We start from the raw sequence: 23,870 nt of genomic DNA, 5'->3' as shown, positions 1-23,870 counted from the left end.
TATCAAATGAGTGACCATCGCCCCCCCGCTCGCGCCCCGTCGCCGGAAGCCTTCCGATCTGTTCCGGCTTGCACAGGGCCAGCGCCGCGCGAAGTTCCCCCTTCCCGAAATTCAACCGCACCGAACCCCGCAAAGCATAATGACGGGCAAGGTCAAGACACCTGAAGGAGAAGCCATGCGGTACCAGATCAGCGGCAAACAGATCGACGTTGGCGATGCGCTGCAGACCCATGTGAAAACCGAGCTGGGCGAGACCGTCGAGAAATATTCGCAAAGTCCGACCGACGCCACCGTCGTGTTCTCGCGCAACAACGCCTATGAATACATCTGCGAAGCAACGGTCCACCTCTCGACCGGGCTGACCGCCGCCGCCGCGGGACACGCGACCGAGATCTATGCCGCATTCGAAGCCTGCCGCGAAAAGATGGACAAGCAGCTGCGCCGCTACAAGCGCCGCCTGAAAGACCATCACCGCGACCGCCCGGCCCCGGTTGAATTCGCTGATGCCGGCGTGTATGTGCTCGCTTCGGATGAGCATACGGCGGAAGCCGAACCCGATACGCTCAACCCGATCATCGTGGCCGAGATGGAAACCAAGGTTCCCACGCTTTCGGTTGGCGAGGCGGTGATGCAGATGGAACTTGCCGGCGCGCCGCTTTTGGTGTTCCGCAACGAAAAACATGGCGGTGTGAACGTCGTTCATCGCCGCGAAGATGGCAATGTGGGCTGGATCGACCCGCGTAACAGCAAGTAAGACGACCCGGATGGGGCGCGAAACAGAGGGAACGATGCAGCTTTCGAACCTGCTTCAACCGGGTGCCGTAAAAGTATTGGCTCATGTCACCTCGAAAAAGCGCCTGTTTCAGGATCTCGGTGAAATCGCGCATTCAGCCTACGGGCTGAATGCGGCCCAAACGGTCGATGCGTTGCAGGAACGCGAAAGTCTGGGCCCCACGGGCGTGGGCCATGGCGTGGCGCTGCCGCATGCCCGGTTGCACGGGCTTGACCATGTGGTCGGCGTGTTTCTGCGCCTTGAACGGCCGCTGGAATTCGACGCGGTAGACCGGCAGCCGGTCGATCTGATCTTTGCGCTGTTTGCGCCCAAGGATTCCGGGGTGGAACATCTCAAGGCGCTGGCGCTGGTGTCGCGGACGATGCGCAACACCGAAGTCTGCGCCAAGCTGCGTGCCAACACCGCCCCCGCCGCGCTGCATGCCGTGCTGACCGAAGCGCATGGCGCCCAGGCCGCCTAACCCCGCGCCGACCAGCCCCCGAACCCAAAGTTGACCATGTCGCGCGCATAGGCGACCTGCGCGGCCTCCTCCAGTTCGGCATCGTGAATTTCGGCCAGCGGCACCGGGCCAGGGTCGGCAGGGGGCGCGGGCAATGACGGCATCGGCTGGCCAACGGCGGCGGCCAGACAGGCCAGATCTTCGTCCAGCCGCTCCTCGCGGCAGATCATGTCGGGCGGTGCAAACTGGCAAAAGCCCTGAATCACCGCGCTCTGACTGGCCCAAAGCGGGTCAACCCGGATCGGGGTCTGGCCATCGAGGTTGGCCTTCACAAAGCGCAAAAAGCCCAGAAACGCCGCCCGCACATCGGCCGGGGTCATCGCGCCCACCCCTTCAACCGGGGGCAGGGAAAGGCCGTGGCGTTTGCACAGCGCGGCGCGAATTTCGGCATAGCGGCCGGGCAGGATCGCCTCGCAAAACGCGGCCCAGGCGCGCGGCAGGGGGTGACGCAGCACGGTGAAACTGCGGTGGCCGGGATGGGTGCGTTTCCACTGGCGCAGGGTTTTCTGCGTGAAGGCCTCGGTCAGGCCGCCGCCGAAGCCCGCAAGCCAGCCGCGCAACTGCGCCTCGGGCCCGCCACGGATCGGCAGCAACACCAGCGGCGCCCCCCCGGCGACCACGAACCCCGGCACATTCGGCCCCCGCCGCGGTTCAAAATTCGGCGTGCGCGCCAGGGCGAAACTGTCAATCCGCGCCAGCGCCTCCGCCATCTCGGCCGGGTTGGACAGCTTGTCGGCCAGATCGCCGGGGTTTTGCGGCAAAAGCCCCCCCGGCAGGGACGCAAGCCGCCCCTCCAGCCCCAGAAACGCAGCCAGCCCGTTCAGCACATCCAGCTCGCGAACATCGTCATAATCCAGATAGAATGCGGTCTGCCCACCGGTCTGCAACCCATGCAGCAACTGCCGCTGAAACGCCTGCAAATCGGCCAGATGCGTGTCGAATTCGGCGGCATCAAAGGCCACCTGCGCCGTCTTGCGCTGACGCAGATCGCCCAGCTTCCACTGCCCCGTGGCGCGCGCAATCTTGAGGCTGACATAACTGTGCAGAGGGTTACGGGTCAGAATGATCTTGGCGCAGCGCGGATCGGCCAGAACCGGCGCAAGAACGCGCGGATCATGGTCATGAAAATACCGAAATCCGTTCAACCCCGGCGCAGCCTTGATCCGGGCCAACAGCGGCATCGGGTCAGCGCAGCGGTCGGCAAGGGTTACGCCCAGCACCGTCTCGCGGTCAGGAAAGCCGATCAGATGCGGATTGAAAGCCTCGCCGTGGCAGGTAATGCCCTCGATCCCGTTCAGCGCCGCCTCCAGCAGGTTCGAGCCGGTGCGCATTTCCGCAAAGATCACAAAACTGTCAAAGCGCGAGACCATCGGGCGGCTGCCTTACGTCGTCAGACGGATATGGTCTTGCCGCGGATCGGTGCGGTGCGGATGATCCCCTACCGGAAATTCACCCATCAGGCGGGGTTGCATCCCCTCGTTCCGCAACCGTTGCAGGAACGCGCCAAACCCGGTCAGATCGACCATCCGCGGCGTCTCGATCAGCCGGTTAGGCCGACGCGGGCCGATCTGCTCGACCAGCGATTGCAGCGGCTCTACCGGGTTTTCGATGAAATCGGCGATCGTCCAGATCCGCACCCGCGCCTTGACATACATCGAGCGCAGAATGCCCAGATGCGCCAGTTCGATCTTTTGCAGTCGAGCCCCTCGCGCCGCAGATCGGCAAAATCGCGGTTGGAACGAAACAGCGGCACCGCCCACGCCCCTGTGATAACCGCAATCTGCGCATTCGGGTCAGTTGCCATGAACCAGTTGCAGGCCTGCGTGTCGCGTGGGCCGAACTGAAACGCCTGCGTCTCGCCGCGCGCGTTCCACAGAAGATTGGTCAGGAAGGCCTGCGGGTTGTAATCGCGCAGTGCAGCGCTGTCAGACAAACAGCCGGGCTGAAGCACCGCACCGCCCGCAAACTCGACCCGTTCGGGGGCAAACAGATGGCCATGCACACGCGCCGCCAGATGTTTGGTGGCCCAAGGCTCGAATTCCTCGATCACCTCGGCAAATCCGTGAAACACCGCGTAGGGCGCCGGGGTCTTGCCATTTTCATGGTCACGCCGGGGAAACCGGCTTTGCATGTAAAGCCCGGCGCGCCCCTTGGTGCGCCGCTCTGTTGCGGCGGCAAACAGGCGATCAACCCGCACCGGATCGGGGTCTGCACCCGCGGCGGCGGGGATCTTTTGATCCAGAAATCTGCGGTAGAGCAGATTGGCCCGCGGCCAGACCTTGCGCGCCACAAAACAATCCGACTGGCGCAACAGGTCCAGATGATCATCGTAAAAGACATGCGGCTTGCCGTACACATCAAATTTCGACAGCGTCAGCGACCGGCTTTCGATGCTGCGGGAATGACGCCGCACCAGCGTCTGGAAATAGCTTTCATCAGGGATCCAGACGCCGCGGAAATAGCGTTCCTGCCGCGCGCGGTCGGGGTCTTGCAGGATCGCGGTCAGCGTTCGGCGGGTCAGGCACCACCACTGGCTGCCCAGATGCGGCTCCAGCCCCGCGGGCACCGGACGGCGATAGTTCAGGCGGCGCTGCAGGCGCACATACCGGTCAAACAACCAGCGTTGCCTGCGCCACGAAAACGGGAAATGCAGCGTAAAGCGTTCGTCATGCAGCCCGCCTGCCGTCCAGTCGACATCGGCGGCGGTCACGCTTTCGATAAAATCGGTCTGCGGTCTGGCAGCCAGATAGGCGGTCAATTCGGCCAGTGGCCGCAGCGGCAGACAGGCGCCGGAGGCCAGAAAAACATGGCCGACCTGGGGGTGGCGGTCCAGCATCTGCTGCGCGCCCGCCTGAGCCGCGGCCACCAGCGACCAGGTGCCCCATTCACAGTTGAAACGGCGCGAAAAGCTGACGTTGTCCAGATCGGACAGCCCATGGGCAAAGGCGTCGAACGCAGGCTGGCCCACCTTGCCATCGACATGCACCACCACCGGCGCCCCCGCCTTGGCCCAGAACCGCGCAACCTGCGCCGCGCGCCCCAGCTCGGTGTGGCACATCATCACAAAACCGGCTGTCACTACCGCCTCACGCCCAATTACCCTTTGACATCAGCCCCAGATCTTCAAGCTGACGCCAATTCCTGTAGTCTACAGAGTGTTTGCACCACATATCTGGGCCGGTTTCCAGCGCTTCCGAATAAGCGATATATTCGCGGCTTCCGATGTAGTGCTCCCGCCGGACAAGTTCTTCCTGAACCTTTGATGTCATTGTGGACAGAAACTTGGCATGAAGAAGGCAGCCAGAAATCTTTTCGCCGCCCTGCGCGTCATACACCCGGTTCAGGCCGCGCGGCAGCAGCATATGGGTCGAGCTGGCATAAACATAGCCGCGGCGCCACTTCACCAGCGGGATCTTGTTCAGCGCCGGGGCATTCCGGGGCGCGTCGGCAAACATCAGCCGCGCCCTTGGCCCGCCCTGAATCCACAGGTTCTGAAGGTCGTCGTTCTTGGTGATGGTGTAGTTGCCACTGTCGAACCAGCGCGCAATCTCAAACGGGTTCTGCCCCTCTTGGTAGGGTACGGCATCGACCGGGCCCTTGGGATACATGTCAAGGAGCATCGCCGGAAAGCTGCGCGCCTCGCAACTGTCAAGCCAGTCGGTCAGGGCGCGGATCGGGCGGGTATCGTAGAACGGATAGACGAGAAACTCATCCAGATCGACCGTCAGCGTCCAGTGCCCCCGACCGTAGCGCCGCAAGAGCCAGTTGATCCAGTCCATGCCGAACCGCGCGCGTTTGTAGCTGGCCGTCGTGGTCCAGACCGAGACGTCGGGCTGCGCGGCCAGATAGTCGCGGCTGCCATCGTCCGAGCCATTGTCAACGAACAGGAAATGCCCAATGCCCAGATCGCGGTAGTATTGCAGGAAATAGGGCAGCCGGATACGTTCGTTGCGCAGGGTGGCAAACAGCAAGACATCGCGCCGCCGGATCTGCCCGGTGCGGTTCGCAACCGGTTTCAGCGCAAGCGCCTTGCGCAAAGCCCGGATCAACAGGCGCTTGCGCCGCAGCCGCAGGCGATATTGTTCCCAAAGACCCAAAGGCTGACCTTTCACCACGCGCGGCTGCCGATACCGACCGTGTCAGACAAGCCTTAAGACGATGTTGAAATGATCTGTCCACGACGGAATGGCGGGGCCTTGAAAATACCCCACCACCGACGCCATCGCGCCACGCTCCGCGCCGGCCAGCGCCATGATCGCCTCGGCCCAGGCCCCAGGGTCGTCGGGCGGCAGAAACCGGGCCGCCTGCCCCATCACCTCGTGCGCGGCGGGGGTGGGGGTGGCCAACACCGGCACGCCCAGCGCCGCAGCCTCCAGCATCGGCAGGCCAAATCCCTCGGCATGCGAGGGCATCAACAGGCCCCGCGCTCCGGCCAGAAGTGCCGCCACCGCGCCATCGGGCAGGCCCGGCAATTCCACCACGCCCTGCGGTCGGACATCCAGCCGCGCAAAGGTTTCCGCATTGCGCCAGCCACGGCGCCCGACAATCATCAGTTGCGGCACCTGCGCCTCGGGCCAGCGCCGCGCGATATGGTCCCACGCATCCAGCAGCAGCGCGTGGTTCTTGCGCGGCTCGATCGTGCCGAGGCAGACAAACCACGGCCGTGTCAGATCAAGCCACGGCGGCAAGGCGGCCGGGTCGGGCTGCGGCAGATCGATTCCCAGATGCGCAACCGCGCAGGCTGGCCGGCGCCCCGCCCCGGCATGGCGAAAGACATCGGCACGCGTGGCCGCCGAATTGCACAAAATCAGATTGGCATGGGCAAATACCGCCGCCAGCTTCGCGGCAAAGCGGACAGACCCGCCCTCGCGGCAAAACTCGGGGTGGTCCAGCGGAATGGTGTCGTGGATCATGACTGCAACCGTCAACCCCGGCACCCCGGCCAGCGCGCCAAGGGTTGCCCCGGTCAAATTCGAATGCCCAAGGTTCAGATAGCTGCCCCCCGTCGGCAGCGCCTGCGCCACCATGCGGCCAAGGCTGCGATGCGGGCCACGCGCCTCGGCCAGCCGCCGCAGCCCGGCCTCGGCGCGGGCCTGCGGCCCGGTGCGGCGGCGCAGCCGGTCCAGCAGATCGGGCGATGGCAGGGTTTCGGGTGCGGTCAGCCAATGCCGCAGCGCCCCCCCCGCCGCGCCGGGCAACAGCAAGAACCCATAGGGCGTTCGGCACAACAGGCGCGTATCGGGCCTGGGGCCAAGCCACGCCAGATAGGCCGCCTCGACCCGGTCCACCCCGGTCAGGGGGCCACGGCCGATACGCGACACCAGCCGTGTCACATCCAGCAGCCGCGGCCTATCGTTCATAATTCCCGGTCTGATGCCAGCGCCAGGCATCGCCGATCATCTGCGCCATGGTCGAACGCGTGGGCCGCCAGCCCAGTTCGGCCACCGCCCGATCAGACCCCGACACCAGCGCCACCGCATCGCCCGCCCGGCGCGGCCCCTCGACGATCGGCACCGCCCGGTTCGTGACCGAACCGGAGGCCGCCACCACCTCGCGCACCGAAAAGCCGGTACCGGTGCCCAGACAAAACACCGTGCTGCCCCGCCCCGCCTCCAGCCATTTCAGGCCCAGAACATGCGCCTCGACCAGATCCATCACATGCACATAGTCGCGAATGCAGGTGCCGTCAGGCGTGGGGTAATCGGTGCCAAACAGCGTCAGCGCCGGGCGCTTGCCGTCGATCGCATCCAGCATCAGCGGGATCAGATGCGTCTCGGGGCGGTGAAACTCGCCCACCTCGCCCTCCGGGTCGGCACCGGCCACGTTGAAATAGCGAAAGATCACGCTGCGCAGGCCATGCGCGGCGCCGAAATCGCGCAGCATGTCCTCGATCGCGCGTTTGCTGGCGCCATAGGAATTGATCGGCGCCTGCGGGCTGTCCTCATTCAGCACCACCCCATCCTGATCGCCATAGGTCGCACAGGTGGAGGAAAAGACGAAATCGAGACAGCCGGCCGCCACCGCCGCCTCGATCAGGTTGAGCGAGGCGCAGACATTGCCGCGCCAGTATTTGCCCGGCTGCGCCATCGCTTCACCAACCTGGCTGAGGGCGGCAAAATGCATCACCGCCGCCGGGCGCCATTTGGCAAACACCTCATCCAGCCGCGCCCGGTCCATCAGGCAGCCCTGTTCCAGCGGCCCGAACTTGACCGCGTCGCGCCAGCCGGTCACCAGGCTGTCGAAGGTCACGGGCAGATAGCCCGCCCGTACCAGCGCCTTGCAGGCATGCGACCCGATATAGCCCGCCCCCCCGGTGACCAGAACCGGCGTCATCGCTTACTCGGCCGCCTTGCGCATCGCCATGACATCGCCCAGGTAGCAGCCGAATTCGTCGCGCAGATCGTCGCGCGCAAGGCCAAAGGCCACGGTCGCCTGCAAGAACCCCGCCTTGGAGCCGCAATCATAGCGCTGCCCCTTGAAGCGGTAGCCGTAAACCGGATTACCCGCCGCAATCTCCTCGGCAATTGCATCGGTCAACTGAATCTCGCCGCCCGCGCCGGCCTTTTGCCGGTTCAGGTTCACCATCACCTGCGGCGTCAGAATATAGCGACCGATCACCGCAAGGTTTGACGGCGCCTCTTCGGCCTTCGGCTTTTCGACCATGCCCTTGACGCGGACCAGATCGCCCATATCCTTGGCCACATCCAGCACGCCATAGGCCGAGGCCTTTTCGGGCGCCACCTCCATCGTCGCCACCATGCAGCCGCCGGTTTCGGCATAGGCTTCTATCATCTGTTTGAGGCAGGGCGTGTCGGCGGCGATCACGTCATCGGTCAGGATCACCGCGAAGGGATCATCCCCCACCATCCGCCGCCCGCACCAGACCGCATGACCCAGCCCCATCGGCCGGTTCTGCCGCACATAGGCAATCGCCCCCGAGGGCATATTGGTGGTCTGAAGCATTTCCAGCAGCGCGGTCTTGCCGGAATTGCGCAGCGAGCTTTCCAGTTCGGGCGCATCGTCAAAGTAATCTTCCAGCGCAGACTTGCCCCGCGAGGTGACAAAGATGAATTCTTCGATCCCGGCGGCGCGGGCCTCGTCGATCGCGTATTGGATCAGCGGGCGGTCCACCAGCGTCATGATTTCCTTGGGAATGGATTTGGTGGCGGGCAAAAACCGCGTCCCCAGACCTGCTACCGGAAAAATCGCCTTCGTTACCTTACGCTTCATGATGCCTGTTCCTGTCTTCGCTGCGCACCGCCCGGCCTGCCCGAGTCTGGCGTTTGTCAGCCGCTATATCGCTTTTAATGATGAATTTGAAAAGAAAGCGTTTATTTCGACCTGGGGCAGAGCGGCGGAAAACAGCCTGCCGCAAGGGTCGGAAGGGGGCCGTGGTGTTCTTTCTGGGGGTGGACGGGGGCGGCAGCGGCTGCCGCGCGGTGCTGACCGATGCCGAGGGCCTTGTGCTGGGCCGCGGGCAGGCGGGGCCAGCCAATATCGTCTCGGCGCCCGAGGTGGCCTTGGCCAACATTCTGGCTGCGGCCACGCAGGCAATGGCGGGGCAATGCGCCCCCGATCAGGTCTGGGCGGGGCTGGGGCTTGCCGGGGCAAACCTGCCCGAGGCGGTGGCCCGCATCGCGCCGCACCTGCCCTTTGCCCGCGCGCGGGTGGAAAGCGATGGGCTGACCACGCTGAAAGGCGCGCTGGGCGCGGCTGACGGGATCGTCGCCGCAATCGGCACAGGGTCGGTGTTCATAAGCCAGCGCGGCGGCGTGCTGCGCCAGATCGGCGGCTGGGGTCTGACGCTGGGCGATGAAGGCTCCGGCGCCTGGATCGGGCGGGCGTTCTGCGCGCGGGCACTGCGGGCGCTTGACGGCTTTGTGCCGCAATCGGCGTTGACGCAGGCGCTTCTGGCCGAACAGAGCGGAGGGCCGGGTCTGGTGGCCTTCGCGCAACGCGCGCAGCCTGCCGATTTCGCAGCCCTCGTGCCGCGCCTGCTGGCCATGCCTGACGACAGCGCCGCCGCCGCCGTTCTGGCCGCCGCCAGGGCCGAGGTGGGGGCTGCCATTGCCCTGCTGCAACAGGGCGGTCCGGCGCTGCCGGTTGTTTGCCTTGGCGGGCTGGGCCCGGCCTTTGCGCCCGCACTGGCCGAACTGTGGGCGGTCATCCCCGCGCAGGGCACGGCGCTTGACGGGGCGCTGTGGCTGGCCCGGCACGCCGGATAGGGCGCGCGTCAGCCCGCTGCTGCCATCTCGCGCAGGCGGTTGCGGATGATCTTGCCGGTGGTGGTCATCGGCATAGCGTCGATGAAATAAACCCGGCGCGGGTATTCATGCGCCGCCAGCCGCGCCTTGACATGCTGCGCGATCTCATCGGCCAGCGCATCCGAGGGCGCAAAGCCCTCGGCCAGCGTGACAAAGGCCACCACCACCGCGCCCCGGATCGGGTCCGGCGCGCCGACCACGCCTGCCAGCCGCACGGCGGGGTGGCGCAGCAGGCAATCCTCGACCTCGGCGGGGCCGATCCGGTAGCCGGCCGAGCCGATCACATCATCATCGCGCCCGATAAAGCGCAGCCGCCCGTCAGGTTCCATCTGCCCACGGTCGCCGGTCAACAGCCAGCGCCCCTCGGGGCCGGTGACAAATTTCGCCTCGGTCGCCACGGGGTCGTTCAGATAGCCCAGAAACATCACCGGATCGGGGGCCAGCACGGCAATCGTTCCCTCTTGCCCCGACGCCAGCACTGCGCCCGTGGCAGGCTCGATCACCGCAACCCGATGCCCCGGCACCGGGCGACCCATCACGCCGGGGGCCGGCTCCTCCAGCGCGGCGCAGGCCGAAACGATCATGTTGCATTCGGTCTGGCCGTAAAACTCGTTGATCGTGGCGCCCAGCACGCGGCGGCCCCAGTCGATCAACTCGCCCCCCTGCGTCTCGCCCCCCGATCCGACCGAGCGCAGGTTCAGTGGCCCCAGGTCGGCGTCGGCACGCATGATCTTCAGCGCAGTGGGCGGCAGAAACACGTTGCGGATACCCTCAGCCCGGATCAGATCGGCGGCGGCGCGACCGGTGAATTTGGCAAAGCGACAGGCCACGACCGGCACGCCATGGTGCAGCGCGGGCATCAGCACATCCAGCAGCCCGCCGATCCAGGCCCAGTCGGCGGGCGTCCAGATCCGGTCGCCGGGCTGGGGCAGGAAATCGTGGCTGATCTCGACCCCCGGCAGATGTCCCGGCAGCACCCGGTGCGCATGCAGCGCGCCCTTGGGGTTGCCGGTGGTGCCCGAGGTGTAGATCAGGATCGCCGGGTCTTCGGCCAAGGTATCGGCGGCGGTGAAATCGGCGCTGGCCGCCGCGCACAGATCGGCCAGGCCCAGCACCCCCAGCCCCGCCCCCTCGACCGAAATCACATGCGCCAAATCGGGCAGCCCCGCCCGCAGCGGCGCCAGCTTTGCCGCGCCCGCAGCATCGGTGATGACGACCCTTGCCCCCGAATTGCCCAGCCGATGCGCCAGCGCCTCGGGGCCGAAGAGCGTGAACAGCGGGATCGAGATGCAGCCCATCTTGGTCACCGCGATATGGGCCAGCGCCGTTTCCACCCGCTGCGGCAGCAGCACCCCCACCCGGTCGGGCAAGCCCCCGCCACCGCGCGACACCCCCAATGCGGCCAGTGCATTGGCCAGCCGGTCAGACGCCTCCTTCAGCGCGCCAAAGGTGTATTCGGCCCGCGTGCCCGCGTTCCCCGCCCCCTCGGTCACGTCGATCAGTGCCAGCCGGTCGGGGTCTGCCGCAGCCCAGCGGTCGCAGATATCCACCCCGATGTTGTAGCGCGCGGGAATATCCCAGCGAAACCCCGCCACTGTGCTTGTGTAATCCTGCCCCTTGGTCAGCATCCATCCCTCCTCGGCCCGCGGCGCGATGGTGCCTGATCGCCGCGCGCCGCGCTAGCCAAGATAGGCCGCCAGCGCCGGCGGCGGGTTGGCCAGAAGCGGCGCGGTGGGCTGCGGCGGATGCGCCCGACCGTCCGCCACCAGCACCGACAGCGGCGCGAAGGCCAGCGCATCAGCCGGGTCGTGGCTGACCATCAGGACCGTGGTGCCCTGTTCTCCGGCAATCTCGGACAGCACCTCCAGCATCTCGGCCTTCAGCGCGGGGCCCAGCGCCGCGAACGGCTCATCCAGCAACAGCAGGGGCCTTGCCCGCAACAGCGCGCGGGCCAGCGCCACCCGGCTTTGCTGCCCGCCCGAAAGCTGCGCGGGCTTGCGCGCGCCCAGCCCCTCCAGCCCCATCCGGTCCAGCGCCTCGGCAATCCGCGCGCGGTCGGCCGCGGTCAGTCGCAGCGACGGCGAGATGCCAAGGCCAAGGTTCTGGTCCACCGTCAGGTGCGGAAACAGGTTCTGGTCCTGAAACAGGATCGACAGTGGCCGCTGCCCCGGCGGCAGCGGTGCCAGATCGGCGCCTTCCCACAGAACCCGGCCCGAGGTCAGCGGCACAAAGCCCGCAATCGCGCCCAGAAGCGTGGACTTGCCCGACCCCGATGGCCCGATCACCGCCACCCGCGCCCCGCGCGGCAGGCTGAAATCGGCCTCCAGCCGGAAATCGTCTTGCACGATGGTCAGCGCCTCAAGCGTCAGCATGGCGGCTTGCCCGGTCAAAGGCCCAGAAGAGCGCAAAGGAAAGGATCATCAAAAGACTGGCCACCGCAGCCGCATCGGCCATGCGATAGGAACCCATCAGATTGTAAAGGTAAAGCGGCAAGGTCGCCGTGCCGGGGGCGGAAAACAACGCGATCACTCCCAGATCGCCCATCGAGAAGGCCGCCGAAAGCCCGGCCGAAAAACCCAGCGGGCGCGCCAGCCGCGGCAGCGTCACAAACCGCAGACGCGCAAGGCCCGACAGGCCCAGCGACGCGGCCAGCCGGTCATAATCGGCCGCCAGCGTGCGCGCCTCGGGCAACAGCGCGCGCAGCGCGAAGGGCAGGCTGAGGGCGGCGTTGACAGCCACCGTCACCGGCAGCGCCAGCCCCCCCGGCAAGGCCCAGGGCCGCAAGATCAGATACAGCCCGGTGCCCAGCACCAGCGACGATGCGACCGTGGGCAGCATCCCCGCCACCTCGACCCAGCCCCCGCGCGGGCGGACCGCCGCCAGCGCCATCGGCAGCGCAAGGCCCAGCACCAGCACGCTCGAGGCCAGCGCCACGGCCAACGACCGGCCCGCCGCGGCCCAGGCCTCGGGCGGCAGCGCGGCCAGCCCCGGCACCCCGCGCCACAGCACCGCCGCAATCGGCGTCAGCAAGAACACCGCCGCCAGCGCGATCACCACGGCATCCTGCACCCGCAACCAGCCCGCAGGCCCCGGCAGATGCGCGCCCCGGTCAAGCCCCGCACCAAAGGCCGCGGGCAGCGAAACCAGCCCGGCCAGCGCCAGCGCGACAAGGCACAGCGCCACCTGCACCAGCCCCAGCGCCGCCGCCCGCCCCAGATCGACATCGAAGCGGAACGCCTGATAGATTGCCAGTTCCACCGTCGTGGCCCGCGGCCCGCCGCCCAGCGTCAGCGCCACGACAAACGAGGTGAGACAGACCAGAAAGATCGCCACCCACGCCCCCGGCAGCACCTCGCGCAGCATCGGCCATTCCAGATGACGCAGACTGTCGGCCGGGGCAAAGCCCAGCGCGGCCGCCAGCCGCAACCGCTCGGCCGGGATCGCCTGCCAGCCTTGCAGGATCAGCCGCGTGGCCAGCGGCAGATTGAAGAACACATGCGCCAGGATCACGCCCTGCGGCCCGTAAATGCGCACCCCCGGCAACCCCAGCATCGACAGCAGATCGTTCACCACCCCTGCCCGGCCAAAAATGGCGATGATCCCCATGACCGCCACGATCACGGGCAACAGGAACGGCGCCCCCAGCGCCGTGATCAGCGCCCCCCGGCCCGCAAAGCGCCGTCGATGCAGCGCGCGCGCCACCGGCACCGCCAAAATCACCGACAGCGTGGCCGACACCACGGCCTGCGCCAGGGTAAAGCGCACCGCCAGCCAGTCACCGGGGCCAAGCGCCGACAGGCCACCGGCAAAGCCCGCCACCGCCGCCAGAGTGCCCAGAACAAGCGCGGCGACGATCAGCGCCGCCGCGCCGCCCCAGACGGTTACCGGAACGCCGCGAGCCATTCGTCCAGCGCGGGCTGGCGCAACGCCTCGGCCTCATCCTCGGTGTAAAACAGGGTCCTGGCCGGGCGCGGCAGGGCCGCAAAACCCTCGGGCAGGTCTTCGGGTGCAAATCGCGCCGGGTAAGACCAGTTTGCGGTTGCGATCATGTCCTGAAACGCATCCGACAGAACATAATCCATGAACGCCTGCCCCAGTTCGGGCTGATCCGACCCGGCCAGCCGCGCCGCGGTTTCGGTCAGGAAATAATGCCCCTCGGGAAAGATCGCCGCTTTCTTGGTCGTGTCGCCCTCGGCGATGATGTGATAGGCGGGCGAGGTGGTGAAGGACAGCACCATATCGGCCTCGCCATCGGTGAACAGCCCATAAGCCTCGGACCAGCCCTTGGTCACGGTCAACACCTTGGGCGCCAGCCTGGCCCATGCCTCGCCCGCCTTGTCACCGTAAACCGCCTTGACCCACAGCATCAGCGCCAACCCCGAGATCGAGCTGCGCGGGTCTTGAATGACGATCTTCAGATCATCAGGGGCATTCAGCAGGTCATCAAAACTGGCCGGGGGCACAGGCAGGCGGGTTTCATCATAGATGAAGGCGGTTTCCGACCAGTTGAAGGGCAGAAACGTGGCGTCCGACCACACCACCGGCAGCGTCAGGCGCGCCGTGTCCTGCCCATGGGGCGCAAAAAGGCCGGTGGCGCGGGCGCGAGCCAGAACGTCGGTGTTCAGCCCGATCACCGCATCGGCCTCGGTCGCGGCACCTTCCAGCAGGATGCGCGGCAACACATCGCCGGTGACAAAGCGCAGATCGCAGCCGCAGGTTTCCTCGAACCCCTTTTCGATTGCCGGGCCGGGGCCCCAGTCAGAGGCAAAATAATCGGGGGCATAGACAGTAAAGACAGGCTTCTCATCGGCCGCCGCAGCGGTGGCGATCACAAGACCCGCAAGCAGAGAGGCGTATTTCATCGCATCCTCCAAAGGCTGACGGGCGGGGTCAGGCCGGGATGCCCGGATACCTTCCCTCCGCCGGTTCTAACCGGTTCAGGTTCAACGGGTTCGCTTGCGCATCTCAGCCCGCAGCCGGGCACCCCGAGGTGGCTTTGAACATAAGCCGGCGCCGCGCCCATGCAAGTGGAATACGCCCGTGGTCCCGGCCCAAGATTTTTCGGTCGAAAAATCCGGTGCAGGTTGCCCCAGCAGGTGCTTTGGCCTAAGCCGGAACCGGATCAGCAAAGGGGCCCACCATGAGCCTGAACACCTTCGGCCACGTCTTCCGCGTCACCACTTGGGGCGAAAGCCACGGGCCGGCGCTGGGGGCCACGGTGGATGGCTGCCCGCCGGGTGTGACGCTGGACGAAACCATGATCCAGCCCTGGCTTGATCTGCGCCGCCCCGGCCTTAACGCCATGACGACCCAGCGGCAGGAGGCCGATCAGGTGCGTATCCTGTCAGGCACCTTCGAGGGGCGCACAACCGGCACCCCGATCCAGTTGATGATCGAGAATACCGACCAGCGCAGCAAGGATTACGGCAACATCGCCCAGGCCTTCCGGCCCGGCCATGCCGACATCGCCTATCATCTGAAATACGGGCTGCGCGACCACCGCGGCGGCGGCCGATCCAGCGCGCGGGAAACCGCGGCGCGGGTGGCCGCCGGGGGCGTGGCGCGCGCGGTGCTGCGCGATCTGCTGCCCGATCTGACGATCCTGGGCTACATGGTGCAGATGGGCGAAAAGACCATCGACCGCACCCGCTTTGACGCAGCCGAGATCCTGCGCAACGACTTTTTCATGCCCGACGTCGGCGCGGTGGCCGAATGGACCGATTACCTCGCCGCGATCCGCAAGGCGCAGAACTCGGTCGGTGCGGTGGTCGAAGTGGTGGCGCGCGGCGTGCCGGCGGGGCTGGGCGCGCCGGTCTATGGCAAGCTGGATGCAGATCTGGCCGCCGCGATGATGTCGATCAACGCCGTCAAGGGGGTTGAGATCGGCGAGGGCATGGCGGCGGCCATGCTGACCGGCGTAGACAATGCCGACGAGATTCGCATGGGGCCGAACGGGCCGGAGTTTTTGTCAAACCACGCAGGCGGTATTCTGGGCGGCATTTCCACCGGGCAGGATGTGGTGGTGCGGTTTTCAGTCAAGCCCACCTCGTCGATCCTGACGCCGCGGCGGTCGATCAACACCGCAGGCGAAGAGGTCGAGGTGGTGACCAAGGGGCGGCACGACCCCTGCGTGGGCATCCGCGCCGTGCCGGTGGCCGAGGCGATGATGGCCTGCGTCCTGCTGGATCATCTGCTGCTGGACCGGGCGCAGACCGGCGGCCTGCGCGGTGTGATCGGCTAGCCCTGCCGCACCTGCCGCGAAATCTGCACCGCCAGAATACCCCCGGCAATGATCGCCACGCCGATCAGGTCCATCGGGCGCACCGCCTCGTTCAGCATGACCGAGGCGACAGCGACCCCGAAGAACGGGTTGAGAAAGTGGAAGGTCGCAGCCTTGACCGCGCCGATCCGCCCCACCAGCCAGAACCAGACCCAGGTCGCCAGCACACCGGGCACGAGCGTGGTATAGGCAAAGGCACCGATCAGGCGCGGGGTCCAGTTCACTGTGAAATCTTCCAAGATCAGCGCGGCGATGCCCAGCGCGGCGGCACCCACGAACATCTGAAGGCCCACGATCATCATCACATTGCCACCAGAGGCCGCCCCGCGCACGCTAAGCGTGGCCGCCGTCAGCGCCAGCGCCGCTACCAGGCACAGCACAACCCCCACAAGATCGACCCCGCCGTTCAGCCGCGCACCCATGATCAGCCCCACGCCAACCACACCGGCCACCAGCCCCGCCAGCCCCAGCGGGCGCACCTTGTCGCCAAAGACCACCCAGCCAAAAAACGCCACCATCAGCGGCATGCTGGAGGCGATGATCGCCGCCAGCGACGCCTCGACCCATTGCATCGCGACAAAGTTCAGCCCCAGATACAGCGCGTTCTGCGACAGCCCGAAAATCACGATGGTCCGCCATTGCGCGCGGTTCAGCCGAAAGCTTTGCCCCAACGCCAGCGCCACGCCAACCCCGATCAATCCAGAGATGAAAAAACGCACCGCGAGTGCCGTCAGCGGCGGCGCATCGGCCACGATCATCCGCGCCGAGGTGAAGGCCGAGGACCACATGAAGGCGAAGGCCAGCCCCGCCAGGATTGCGCGCAGATCCATCCCCACCTCATGAAAAAAGGGCCGCCAGAACGGCGACCCTACAGGCTTGGCGCGGCCCCGCAAGGGGCGCGGCGCAGATCAGCCGTTGACGCTGTCTTTCAGCGATTTGGCGATGGTGACTTTCACCTGCTTGTCGGCAGCTTTGGTCATCGTCTCGCCGGTGGCGGGGTTGCGGACCTGACGCTCGGGGCGGGCGCGGCACGACACCTTGCCGATGCCCGGCAGGGTCACGGCGCCGCCCGCGGCGACTTCCTTGGTGACCAGCGCAGCCAGCGCGTCGATCGCAGCCGAAGCGGTTTTCTTGTCGGAGCCCATTTCCTCGGCCAGGGCGGCAACGAGCTGGGTCTTGGTCATCGGTTTCGACATCTCTCTGTCTCCTCTCATCGGCCCCGTTTGGCGGGGTCATGGGCCGTTTTACCGGCGTGATGACCTGTAACACACGCTTTTGATCCGTGAATCAAGCTGTTTTCGCCGATTTTCACGGTTTTCCACACGTCACAGGAAGGCGGTTTCGTCGAAACTGCGCAGCTTGCGGCTGTGGATGCGTTCCAGTGGCATATCGCGCAGCTTTTCCATCGCGCGCAGGCCGATCCGCAGATGACTGGCCACCTGCGTGCGATAAAACTCTGACGCCATGCCGGGCAGTTTCAACTCGCCATGCAGCGGCTTGTCGGACACGCACAGCAGCGTGCCATAAGGCACTCGAAAGCGGAACCCGTTGGCGGCGATGGTGGCGCTTTCCATATCCAGCGCGACGGCGCGGCTCTGGCTCAGGCGCTGCACCGGGCCGGACTGATCGCGCAACTCCCAGTTGCGGTTGTCGATCGTGGCCACGGTGCCGGTGCGCATGATCTGCTTCAGATCGTAGCCGTCAAGCTGCGTGACCTCGGCCACCGCCTCTTGCAGGGCAATCTGGATCTCGGCCAGCGCCGGGATCGGCACCCAGATCGGCAGGTCATCATCCAGCACATGATCTTCGCGCAGGTAGGCATGGGCCAGCACGAAATCGCCCAGCCGCTGCGAATTGCGCAGCCCCGCGCAATGGCCCACCATCAGCCAGGCATGGGGGCGCAGCACGGCAATATGGTCGGTCGCCGTCTTGGCGTTCGAGGGCCCGACGCCGATGTTGACAAGGCTGACCCCCTGCCCGTCGGGGCGTTTCAGGTGATAACTGGGCATCTGCGGCAGCTTGGCCGGTGTTGCCATCGGCTGATCGGGTGCGGTGATGCGCTGGTTGCCCGGCCCCACGAATTCGCAATAGCCCCGCGCCGGATCGGCAAGAGCCATACGCGCCAGCGCCTCGAACTCGTCCACATAAAACTGATAGTTGGTGAACAGGACGTGGTTTTGAAAATGCTCCGCCGCGGTCGCGGTGTAATGCGACAGCCGGGCCAGCGAATAATCCACCCGTTGCGCGGTGAAGGGCGCCAGATGGCCCGACCCGTCGGGGTTTGGCCCTGCGGTGCCGTTGACGATATCGTCGTTCATCGTGGCCAGATCGGGCACGTCAAAGGCATCGCGCAGCGGAAAATCAAGCGCGCCTTCCTGCGGCACCGCCAGATCAGAGGCCGCAGCCACCGCGAAATGCACCGGAATGGGCGTGGTGGACGGCCCCACCTCGACCGGCACGCCATGGCTGCGGATCAGAAGGCCAAGCTGCTGCGTCAGGTAGTTGCGGAACAGATCGGGCCTTGTGATCGTAGCGGCATAGGTGCCCGGCTCGGCCACATGGCCAAAGGCTAGCCGACTGTCGGCCTTGGCGTGGCTGGCGGTGGTGATCCGCACCTCGGGGTAAAAGGCGCGATAGCGCGCCCCGGCCCGGCCTGCGGCCAGCGTCGCGCTGAAATGCTGCACCAGAAAGCCTGTCGCCTGGGCATAGAGCGTTTCCAGCCGGGCCACGGCCTCGGCAGGATCGGTGAACAGCGCGGTTGGCGGCGCGGGCGGGGTTTCGATGGGCAGATGTTCCGGCGTGATCATGCGAACAGGTCCGTCAGTTGGAATGTCGTCACATCCACCAGCCCCAGATCGGAAATCCGCAACTCGGGGATCACCACAAGGGCCAGCAGGCTGTGCTGCATGTAGGCGTTGTTCAGCCGACAGCCACATGCGGCCATCGCGGCAACCATGCGCGCGGCGGCGTCGGCCACTTCGGCGGCGGGCGCATCACTCATCAGGCCAGCGATGGGCAGAGGCACCAAGGCGATTTCCTGCCCGTCCTTCCAGACAGTGACGCCGCCCCCCACCTGCCCCAGCCGGTTGGCCGCAGCGGCCATCAGCGCCCGGTCGGTGCCCACCACGATCATATGGTGGCTGTCATGCGCAACGGTCGAGGCCATGGCCATGCGGCCCGTATAGCCAAAGCCCGAGACAAAGGCGTTGACCACGCCCCCGGTGCCGCGGTGGCGTTCCACCAGCGCAATCTGGGCGATATCGCGGGCGGGGTCGGGGTCAACCCGGCCCTCGGCCACCGTCATTTCTGCGCTCAGCGCCTTTGTCGGCGCCTGATTTTCCACCACGCCGATCACCCGCGCGGTGACGCTATCGGCCCCTTCGGGCGCGCGGATCACAAAGTCATCGGGGCTGAGCCGCTTGCCCAGTTTCACCGTCGCCCGCGCGGCGACGGGCCAGGGATAGTGCGGGCAATCGACCGTCAGCCTGCCGCTCATGGCCACTGTGCGCCCCCGCGCGATCACATGTTCGATCGGCAGCGCGCGCAGATCCGAGGTCAAGATCAGATCGGCCCGGCGCCCCGGCGCGATGCTGCCCAATTCGCGTTCCAGCCCGAAATGGGTGGCGGTGTTGATCGTGCACATCTGCAACGCCACCAGCGGGTCCGCCCCGCAGGCGATGGCATGGCGCAGCACGCGGTTCATATGCCCCTCGTTCACCAGCGTGCCGGAGTGGCAATCGTCGGTGCACAGGATGAAGTTGCGCGGATCAAGGCCCTTTTCCGTGACCGCTGTGATCTGGCTTGCCACGTCATACCACGCAGAACCCAGCCGCATCATCGCGGCCATGCCCAGCCGAACGCGGGCAATCGCGTCGGCCTCGCAGGTGCCCTCGTGGTCGTCGGCCGGTCCGCCCGCCGCATAGGCGGCAAGGCCCCGGCCCAGATCGGGGCTGGCGTAATGGCCGCCCACGGTCTTTCCCGCCGCCTGCGTCGCAGCGATTTCGGCCAGCATCTTGGGGTCGGCGTTGATCACACCGGGGAAGTTCATCATCTCGCCCAGCCCGATGATGCCGGGCCAGGCCATAGCCTGCGCGACGTCCTGAGGCGTGATCTCGTGCCCCGTGGTTTCCAGCCCCGGCGCAGAGGGCGCGCAACTGGGCATCTGGGTAAAGATGTTGACGGGCTGCATCAGCGCCTCGTCATGCATCATCCGCACGCCCTCCAGCCCCAGCACATTGGCGATTTCATGCGGGTCGGTGAACATCGTGGTGGTGCCATGCGGGATCACGGCCGCGGCGAATTCGGCCGGTGTCAGCATACCGGACTCGATGTGCATATGCCCGTCACACAGGCCCGGAATCATATAGCGCCCGGCGGCGTCGATCACTTCGGTCTGTGGGCCAATGCAATGGCTGGCATCCGGCCCGATAAAGGCAAAGCGCCCGGCAGCCACGGCCACGTCATGGCAGGCCAGCACCTCGCGCGTGTGGACGTTGACCCATTGGCCATTGCGGATCACAAGATCGGCAGGCGAGCGGCCCGAGGCGACGGCGATCAGGCGCGGCGCGGCCTCTGGCCAGGTTTGAAGGGTGTTTGTCTGTTCCATGCCGAACGGTGCCATCGCCCCCGCGGGCTTGCAAGTGACGTTGTGATGACCCTTGCGCAGCCCCCGGCGCGCCCCGATAGTCGGCGGCATGAAAACGCTTCTGTCCCTTGGCCACGGCTATTCCGCGGCAGCACTTGCCCGCCGCCTGATTCCGCAGGGCTGGCGCGTGATCGGCACCACCCGCAGCGCCGCAAAGGCCCAGCGCCTGCGCGCCGAAGGGGTGGAGCCGCTGATCTGGCCCGGCGCCGACATTGGCCCCGCGCTGGCGCAGGCCACGCATCTGCTGACCTCGGTCGCCCCCGATGCCACCGACGACCCGGTGCTGCGCGCGCTGGCGCCACAACTGGCCGCCGCCCGGCATCTGGAGTGGGTGGGGTATCTTTCGACCACCGGGGTTTATGGTGACCATCAGGGCGGCTGGGTCGATGAGGCCACACCGCTGACGCCCGGCACAGAACGCGGCGTGGCGCGGGTGCGGGCCGAGGCGGGCTGGCAGGCGCTGGGGCTGCCGCTGCACATCTTTCGCCTTGCCGGGATCTACGGCCCCGGTCGCGGCCCGTTCGAAAAGGTGCGCGACGGCAGCGCACGGCGGATCATCAAGCCCGGTCAGGTGTTTTCGCGCATCCATGTGGAGGATATCGGCGCTGTTCTGGAAGCCTCGATCACCCGGCCCAACCCCGGCGCGGTCTATAACGTCTGCGACGACGACCCCGCCCCGCCCGAAGATGTGCTGGCCCATGCCGCAACGCTGCTGGGCCTGCCCCCGCCACCCGAGATCCCGTGGGATCAGGCGCGGATGACGCCGATGGCTCTCAGCTTCTATGCCGAGTCAAAGCGCGTGCGGAACGACCGGATCAAGAATGAACTCGGTGTGCGCCTGACCTACCCGGATTATCGCAGCGGGCTGGCGGCGGTGCTGGCGACCGAGGGGTGACCCCGGCCGCCCGATTGGTCAGGCCGCCTCGATCGGGTGCGACCAGTCGGCGCCCGAAGGCCCCATCAGGAAGCCATCCGAGAACCGCCCTCCCGGCGCCTCGGGCAGCAGTTGCGCCACCAGATCGCCTGCACTGATCTGGCCCGCGATCCGGTCGGCATAACCTTGGCACAGGTCGGCAAAATGCCCGGTCTGCGGCGACAGCCGCAGCGAGGCCACGCCCGCCGCCGCCAGTGCCTCGGTATGCCAGGCCATGCAGGCGGTGCTGGCCGAGAGCGTCTGCACCCCGTTCACCGCAAGAAATGGCTGACCGTCCAGCGTATCCACCTCGCGCCCATCGGCATCTTCGCCGCAGACGAACTGGCAATTATCCTTGGCGCGGTCGTGCAGACGGGCGTGATAGCAGCGCCCCGAAATCGCCAGCGGCAGTCGGCCATGGCCCCAGACCTCGACGGCAACGCCCACCTCGGCCCCGGCCTTGACCATCGTGGCGATCGAGGCCAGGGGCATTTCCGGCGGCAGGCAGATGCGGGTGGCGCCGCGTTTGGCCAGCCAGCGCAACGTGCCCTCGTTATAGACATTGACGAGGGGTCCAACCCAGAACGGCGTGCCTGCCGGGATCTGTTGCAGCGCCGAGATGTCGTTCACCTCGATCGGCAGCCCCATGTCCAGCAGGTCGGCGGTCTGCTTGCGCTCGCGTTTCAGGGTGATCAGCGCCAGCGTGCTGATCGCCACATCCTTGCCCGCCCGTTGCAGCACCTCGACCGCGCCGGGGATCTGATCGGTCCAGAACGACATCCGCTTGGAACAGATCAATTCGCCCAGAACGACACGGGCCACCGGCGCCTTGGCGACGGATTCATAAAAATCGCGCACCTGCGCGGCGGTCCAGAAGAACTGGTTGGGGCCAACGGTCAGGTCCATCGTCATCTCCAGGTCTTGGCATAGGCCCCGGCGGTGGCCGCCTGGCCTTCGGACAGGCGCGCCAGCGCGCCCTCGGGCATCGGGCGCCCGGCCGCCACGGCCTCGACCGCGGCGCGGAAGGTGCGCACCACCTCGCCCACATAGGCGCGCGAACGTTGGCGCCCCTCGATCTTCAGCGCGGTAACGCCCGCCTTGGCCAGCGCCGGGATCAGGTGCTTGGCATCCAGGCTGACAGGGTCTTCGAACACATGGCCGGTCTGATCACCCGAACTGAAGCAACCCTTGCACAGCGTGGGGTAAGGCGCGGGCTGGTTCTTTGGCGTGCGGTGGATCGTAAAGCCCCCCAGACGCGCGGCCAGATCCTGACCTTCCTCGGCATAGGCCACATGGCTGGCCGGCGAACAGACGCCGTTCATGTTGGGCGACTTGCCGGTGGCGTAAGACGACAGCGAACAGCGCCCCTCGGCCATCACGCACAGGCCACCGAACACGAAAACCTCGGTTTCCACGTCGATCTCGCGGTTGATCGCGGCGATCTCGTCCACCGTCAGCACGCGCGGCAGCACCACGCGCTGCACCCCGAACGCCTCGGCATAGAAGTTGATCGCATCGGGGTTGGCAGCCGCGGCCTGCACCGACAGGTGACGGCGCATCCTGGGGTGATGTTCGGCGGCATGGGCCAGCAGGCCCATATCGGCCAGAATGACCGCATCGGCGCCCGCCGCCTCGGCATCGGCCAGACGGCGGTGCCACAACTCTTCGCCGCCCGCGCGGGGAAAGGTGTTCAGCGCGACCAGCACCTTGGCGCCGCGGGCGTGGGCGCCCGCGATGCCCGAGGCCATTTCCTCGGTCGAAAAGTTCAGGCCCGGAAAGTTCCGCGCGTTGGTTTCATCGGCAAAGCCGCAATAGACCGCATGGGCCCCCGCCTCGACCGCGGCCCGCATTGCTGCGGGCGTGCCCGCCGGGCAAACCAGTTCCATCATGCCCAGCCTCCCGCCAGGGTATCGACGCGGTGCAGCACCACACCGCTTTGTTTTTCAGCCTGCGCCACCGCCGCGCGCAGGAAACCAGCCATCGGCCCGGCAAGGTCTGCCAGTTCCTCGGTCAGGTCCAGTTCGGCATCGTCAATGGCGTTGCGCAGCGCCAGCACGGCAGAGGTATCACCTTCCACCACCAGATCGCGCGAAAAGAACAGCGCGTCGCCGTCATAGGCGCCATGCATCATGCCCAGAAATGCCGCAATCGGCCCGGCAATGCGCGCCTCGGCGGCGGGTGCCTTGCGATGCGCGCTCAACCGCACCCGACCGCCGCGCAGGTCCATCAGAAAGACCATCGGCAGATCGGTCGGGTCCAGCGCAAAGCGTTTGTTGCCATGTTCGCCCAAACGGCGAAACATGCCCGGATGACGCTTTGCCAGACGCCGCGACAGGGCCGACAGCGTCACGGTCAGCGGCAGTAGCGGCAGCGGGCGCATCGCCTGGCCCAGAAGGGGGGGCAGGCGCGGAATGGTCGGGGCATGATCGGTCATGGGCGGTCCTTTCCACGGGCGAGCCGCGCACGGCGCAGGGCA

21 protein-coding genes, 1 pseudogene and 1 riboswitch are annotated in these 23,870 nt (G+C 66.6%); of the genes and pseudogenes, 5 read left to right on the top strand and 17 right to left on the bottom strand.

The window, feature by feature from the left end:
- Window positions 1–175 precede the first annotated feature (175 nt).
- Both hpf and C5F46_RS10775 read left to right on the top strand, forming a co-directional pair.
- Window positions 176–754: a ribosome hibernation-promoting factor, HPF/YfiA family gene (hpf, locus tag C5F46_RS10780; protein WP_107325367.1), complete on the top strand. Its 579-nt coding sequence runs from the start codon at window positions 176–178 to the stop codon at window positions 752–754.
- Between the two features lie 34 nt (window positions 755–788).
- Window positions 789–1,253 carry a PTS sugar transporter subunit IIA gene (locus C5F46_RS10775; protein WP_107325366.1) on the top strand — a complete coding sequence of 155 codons (465 nt, stop codon included), beginning with the start codon at window positions 789–791 and terminating at the stop codon, window positions 1,251–1,253.
- On the opposite strand, the gene C5F46_RS10770 is transcribed toward C5F46_RS10775, so the two are convergent.
- The 6 genes and pseudogenes from C5F46_RS10770 to galU form a co-directional block, all read right to left on the bottom strand.
- On the bottom strand, window positions 1,250–2,662 hold the full coding sequence (locus C5F46_RS10770; protein ID WP_107325357.1) for a nodulation protein NodH: 1,413 nt from the start codon (window positions 2,660–2,662) through the stop codon (window positions 1,250–1,252). The two genes, C5F46_RS10775 and C5F46_RS10770, sit on opposite strands and share 4 nt — an antisense overlap.
- Before the next feature lie 12 nt (window positions 2,663–2,674).
- Window positions 2,675–4,371: pseudogene (locus C5F46_RS10765) on the bottom strand (DUF5927 domain-containing protein).
- Window positions 4,372–4,378: 7 nt separating this feature from the next.
- Window positions 4,379–5,389 carry a glycosyltransferase family 2 protein gene (locus C5F46_RS10760; protein ID WP_107325365.1) on the bottom strand — a complete coding sequence of 337 codons (1,011 nt, stop codon included), beginning with the start codon at window positions 5,387–5,389 and terminating at the stop codon, window positions 4,379–4,381.
- A gap of 42 nt (window positions 5,390–5,431) precedes the next feature.
- Window positions 5,432–6,652 (bottom strand): glycosyltransferase family 4 protein, encoded by a 1,221-nt coding sequence (locus C5F46_RS10755; RefSeq protein ID WP_168796877.1) that lies wholly within the window; start codon window positions 6,650–6,652, stop codon window positions 5,432–5,434.
- Entirely contained in the window at window positions 6,642–7,625 is a 984-nt protein-coding gene (gene galE / locus C5F46_RS10750; RefSeq protein ID WP_107325355.1) for a UDP-glucose 4-epimerase GalE, read from the bottom strand. The genes C5F46_RS10755 and galE overlap by 11 nt, the downstream gene beginning before the upstream one ends.
- Window positions 7,626–7,628: 3 nt before the next feature.
- Window positions 7,629–8,522 (bottom strand): UTP--glucose-1-phosphate uridylyltransferase GalU, encoded by an 894-nt coding sequence (galU, locus tag C5F46_RS10745; protein WP_181317745.1) that lies wholly within the window; start codon window positions 8,520–8,522, stop codon window positions 7,629–7,631.
- 161 nt (window positions 8,523–8,683) lie between these two features.
- Between galU and C5F46_RS10740 the strand changes: the two genes are divergently transcribed.
- Window positions 8,684–9,517: a glucosamine kinase nucleotide-binding domain-containing protein gene (locus C5F46_RS10740; protein ID WP_107325353.1), complete on the top strand. Its 834-nt coding sequence runs from the start codon at window positions 8,684–8,686 to the stop codon at window positions 9,515–9,517.
- Between the two features lie 8 nt (window positions 9,518–9,525).
- On the opposite strand, the gene C5F46_RS10735 is transcribed toward C5F46_RS10740, so the two are convergent.
- Genes C5F46_RS10735 through C5F46_RS10720 form a run of 4 tightly spaced genes read right to left on the bottom strand, consistent with a single transcriptional unit; the run spans window position 9,526 to window position 14,418 of the window.
- Window positions 9,526–11,184 carry an AMP-binding protein gene (locus C5F46_RS10735; RefSeq protein WP_107325352.1) on the bottom strand — a complete coding sequence of 553 codons (1,659 nt, stop codon included), beginning with the start codon at window positions 11,182–11,184 and terminating at the stop codon, window positions 9,526–9,528.
- Window positions 11,185–11,235: 51 nt separating this feature from the next.
- Complete coding sequence (locus tag C5F46_RS10730; protein ID WP_107325351.1) at window positions 11,236–11,928, bottom strand: thiamine ABC transporter ATP-binding protein; 693 nt, start codon at window positions 11,926–11,928, stop codon at window positions 11,236–11,238.
- Window positions 11,915–13,459: a thiamine/thiamine pyrophosphate ABC transporter permease ThiP gene (locus C5F46_RS10725; RefSeq protein WP_107325350.1), complete on the bottom strand. Its 1,545-nt coding sequence runs from the start codon at window positions 13,457–13,459 to the stop codon at window positions 11,915–11,917. Before C5F46_RS10725 ends, C5F46_RS10730 begins: the two co-directional genes overlap by 14 nt.
- On the bottom strand, window positions 13,438–14,418 hold the full coding sequence (locus tag C5F46_RS10720) for a thiamine ABC transporter substrate-binding protein (RefSeq protein ID WP_107325349.1): 981 nt from the start codon (window positions 14,416–14,418) through the stop codon (window positions 13,438–13,440). The genes C5F46_RS10725 and C5F46_RS10720 overlap by 22 nt, the downstream gene beginning before the upstream one ends.
- A 35-nt stretch (window positions 14,419–14,453) precedes the next feature.
- A riboswitch (TPP riboswitch) is annotated at window positions 14,454–14,554 on the bottom strand.
- 142 nt (window positions 14,555–14,696) lie between these two features.
- Between C5F46_RS10720 and aroC the strand changes: the two genes are divergently transcribed.
- A complete protein-coding gene (aroC, locus tag C5F46_RS10715) occupies window positions 14,697–15,797 on the top strand; it encodes a chorismate synthase (protein ID WP_107325348.1) in 1,101 nt (366 codons plus the stop codon).
- Here the strand turns inward: aroC and C5F46_RS10710 are convergent.
- The 4 genes from C5F46_RS10710 to ade all read right to left on the bottom strand — a co-directional run bounded on the left by C5F46_RS10710 (window position 15,794) and on the right by ade (window position 20,442).
- Entirely contained in the window at window positions 15,794–16,666 is an 873-nt protein-coding gene (locus C5F46_RS10710; protein WP_107325347.1) for a DMT family transporter, read from the bottom strand. The two genes, aroC and C5F46_RS10710, sit on opposite strands and share 4 nt — an antisense overlap.
- A gap of 78 nt (window positions 16,667–16,744) precedes the next feature.
- The gene (locus C5F46_RS10705; protein WP_107325346.1) at window positions 16,745–17,032 is read right to left on the bottom strand and encodes an HU family DNA-binding protein; all 288 of its coding nucleotides are present in this window, start codon (window positions 17,030–17,032) and stop codon (window positions 16,745–16,747) included.
- Window positions 17,033–17,161: 129 nt separating this feature from the next.
- Window positions 17,162–18,643, bottom strand: a complete 1,482-nt coding sequence (locus tag C5F46_RS10700) for an AMP nucleosidase (protein ID WP_107325345.1) — start codon at window positions 18,641–18,643, stop codon at window positions 17,162–17,164.
- A complete protein-coding gene (gene ade, locus C5F46_RS10695; protein WP_107325364.1) occupies window positions 18,640–20,442 on the bottom strand; it encodes an adenine deaminase in 1,803 nt (600 codons plus the stop codon). Before ade ends, C5F46_RS10700 begins: the two co-directional genes overlap by 4 nt.
- An 88-nt stretch (window positions 20,443–20,530) precedes the next feature.
- Here ade and C5F46_RS10690 point away from each other — a divergent pair, with 88 nt between their 5' ends.
- Window positions 20,531–21,376 (top strand): SDR family oxidoreductase, encoded by an 846-nt coding sequence (locus C5F46_RS10690; RefSeq protein WP_107325344.1) that lies wholly within the window; start codon window positions 20,531–20,533, stop codon window positions 21,374–21,376.
- A gap of 18 nt (window positions 21,377–21,394) precedes the next feature.
- On the opposite strand, the gene ubiV is transcribed toward C5F46_RS10690, so the two are convergent.
- From ubiV to ubiT, 3 genes are read right to left on the bottom strand one after another with little or no spacing between them, the layout of a single operon-like run.
- Window positions 21,395–22,300, bottom strand: a complete 906-nt coding sequence (gene ubiV / locus C5F46_RS10685; RefSeq protein ID WP_107325343.1) for a ubiquinone anaerobic biosynthesis protein UbiV — start codon at window positions 22,298–22,300, stop codon at window positions 21,395–21,397.
- Between the two features lie 2 nt (window positions 22,301–22,302).
- Entirely contained in the window at window positions 22,303–23,280 is a 978-nt protein-coding gene (ubiU, locus tag C5F46_RS10680; RefSeq protein ID WP_107325342.1) for a ubiquinone anaerobic biosynthesis protein UbiU, read from the bottom strand.
- A complete protein-coding gene (gene ubiT, locus C5F46_RS10675) occupies window positions 23,280–23,828 on the bottom strand; it encodes a ubiquinone anaerobic biosynthesis accessory factor UbiT (protein ID WP_107325341.1) in 549 nt (182 codons plus the stop codon). The genes ubiU and ubiT overlap by 1 nt, the downstream gene beginning before the upstream one ends.
- Window positions 23,829–23,870 lie beyond the last annotated feature (42 nt).

Source organism: Phaeovulum veldkampii DSM 11550 (assembly GCF_003034995.1).
In the GTDB taxonomy this organism is placed as follows: domain Bacteria; phylum Pseudomonadota; class Alphaproteobacteria; order Rhodobacterales; family Rhodobacteraceae; genus Phaeovulum; species Phaeovulum veldkampii.
This window is presented reverse-complemented; position numbering and strand designations above follow the sequence as displayed.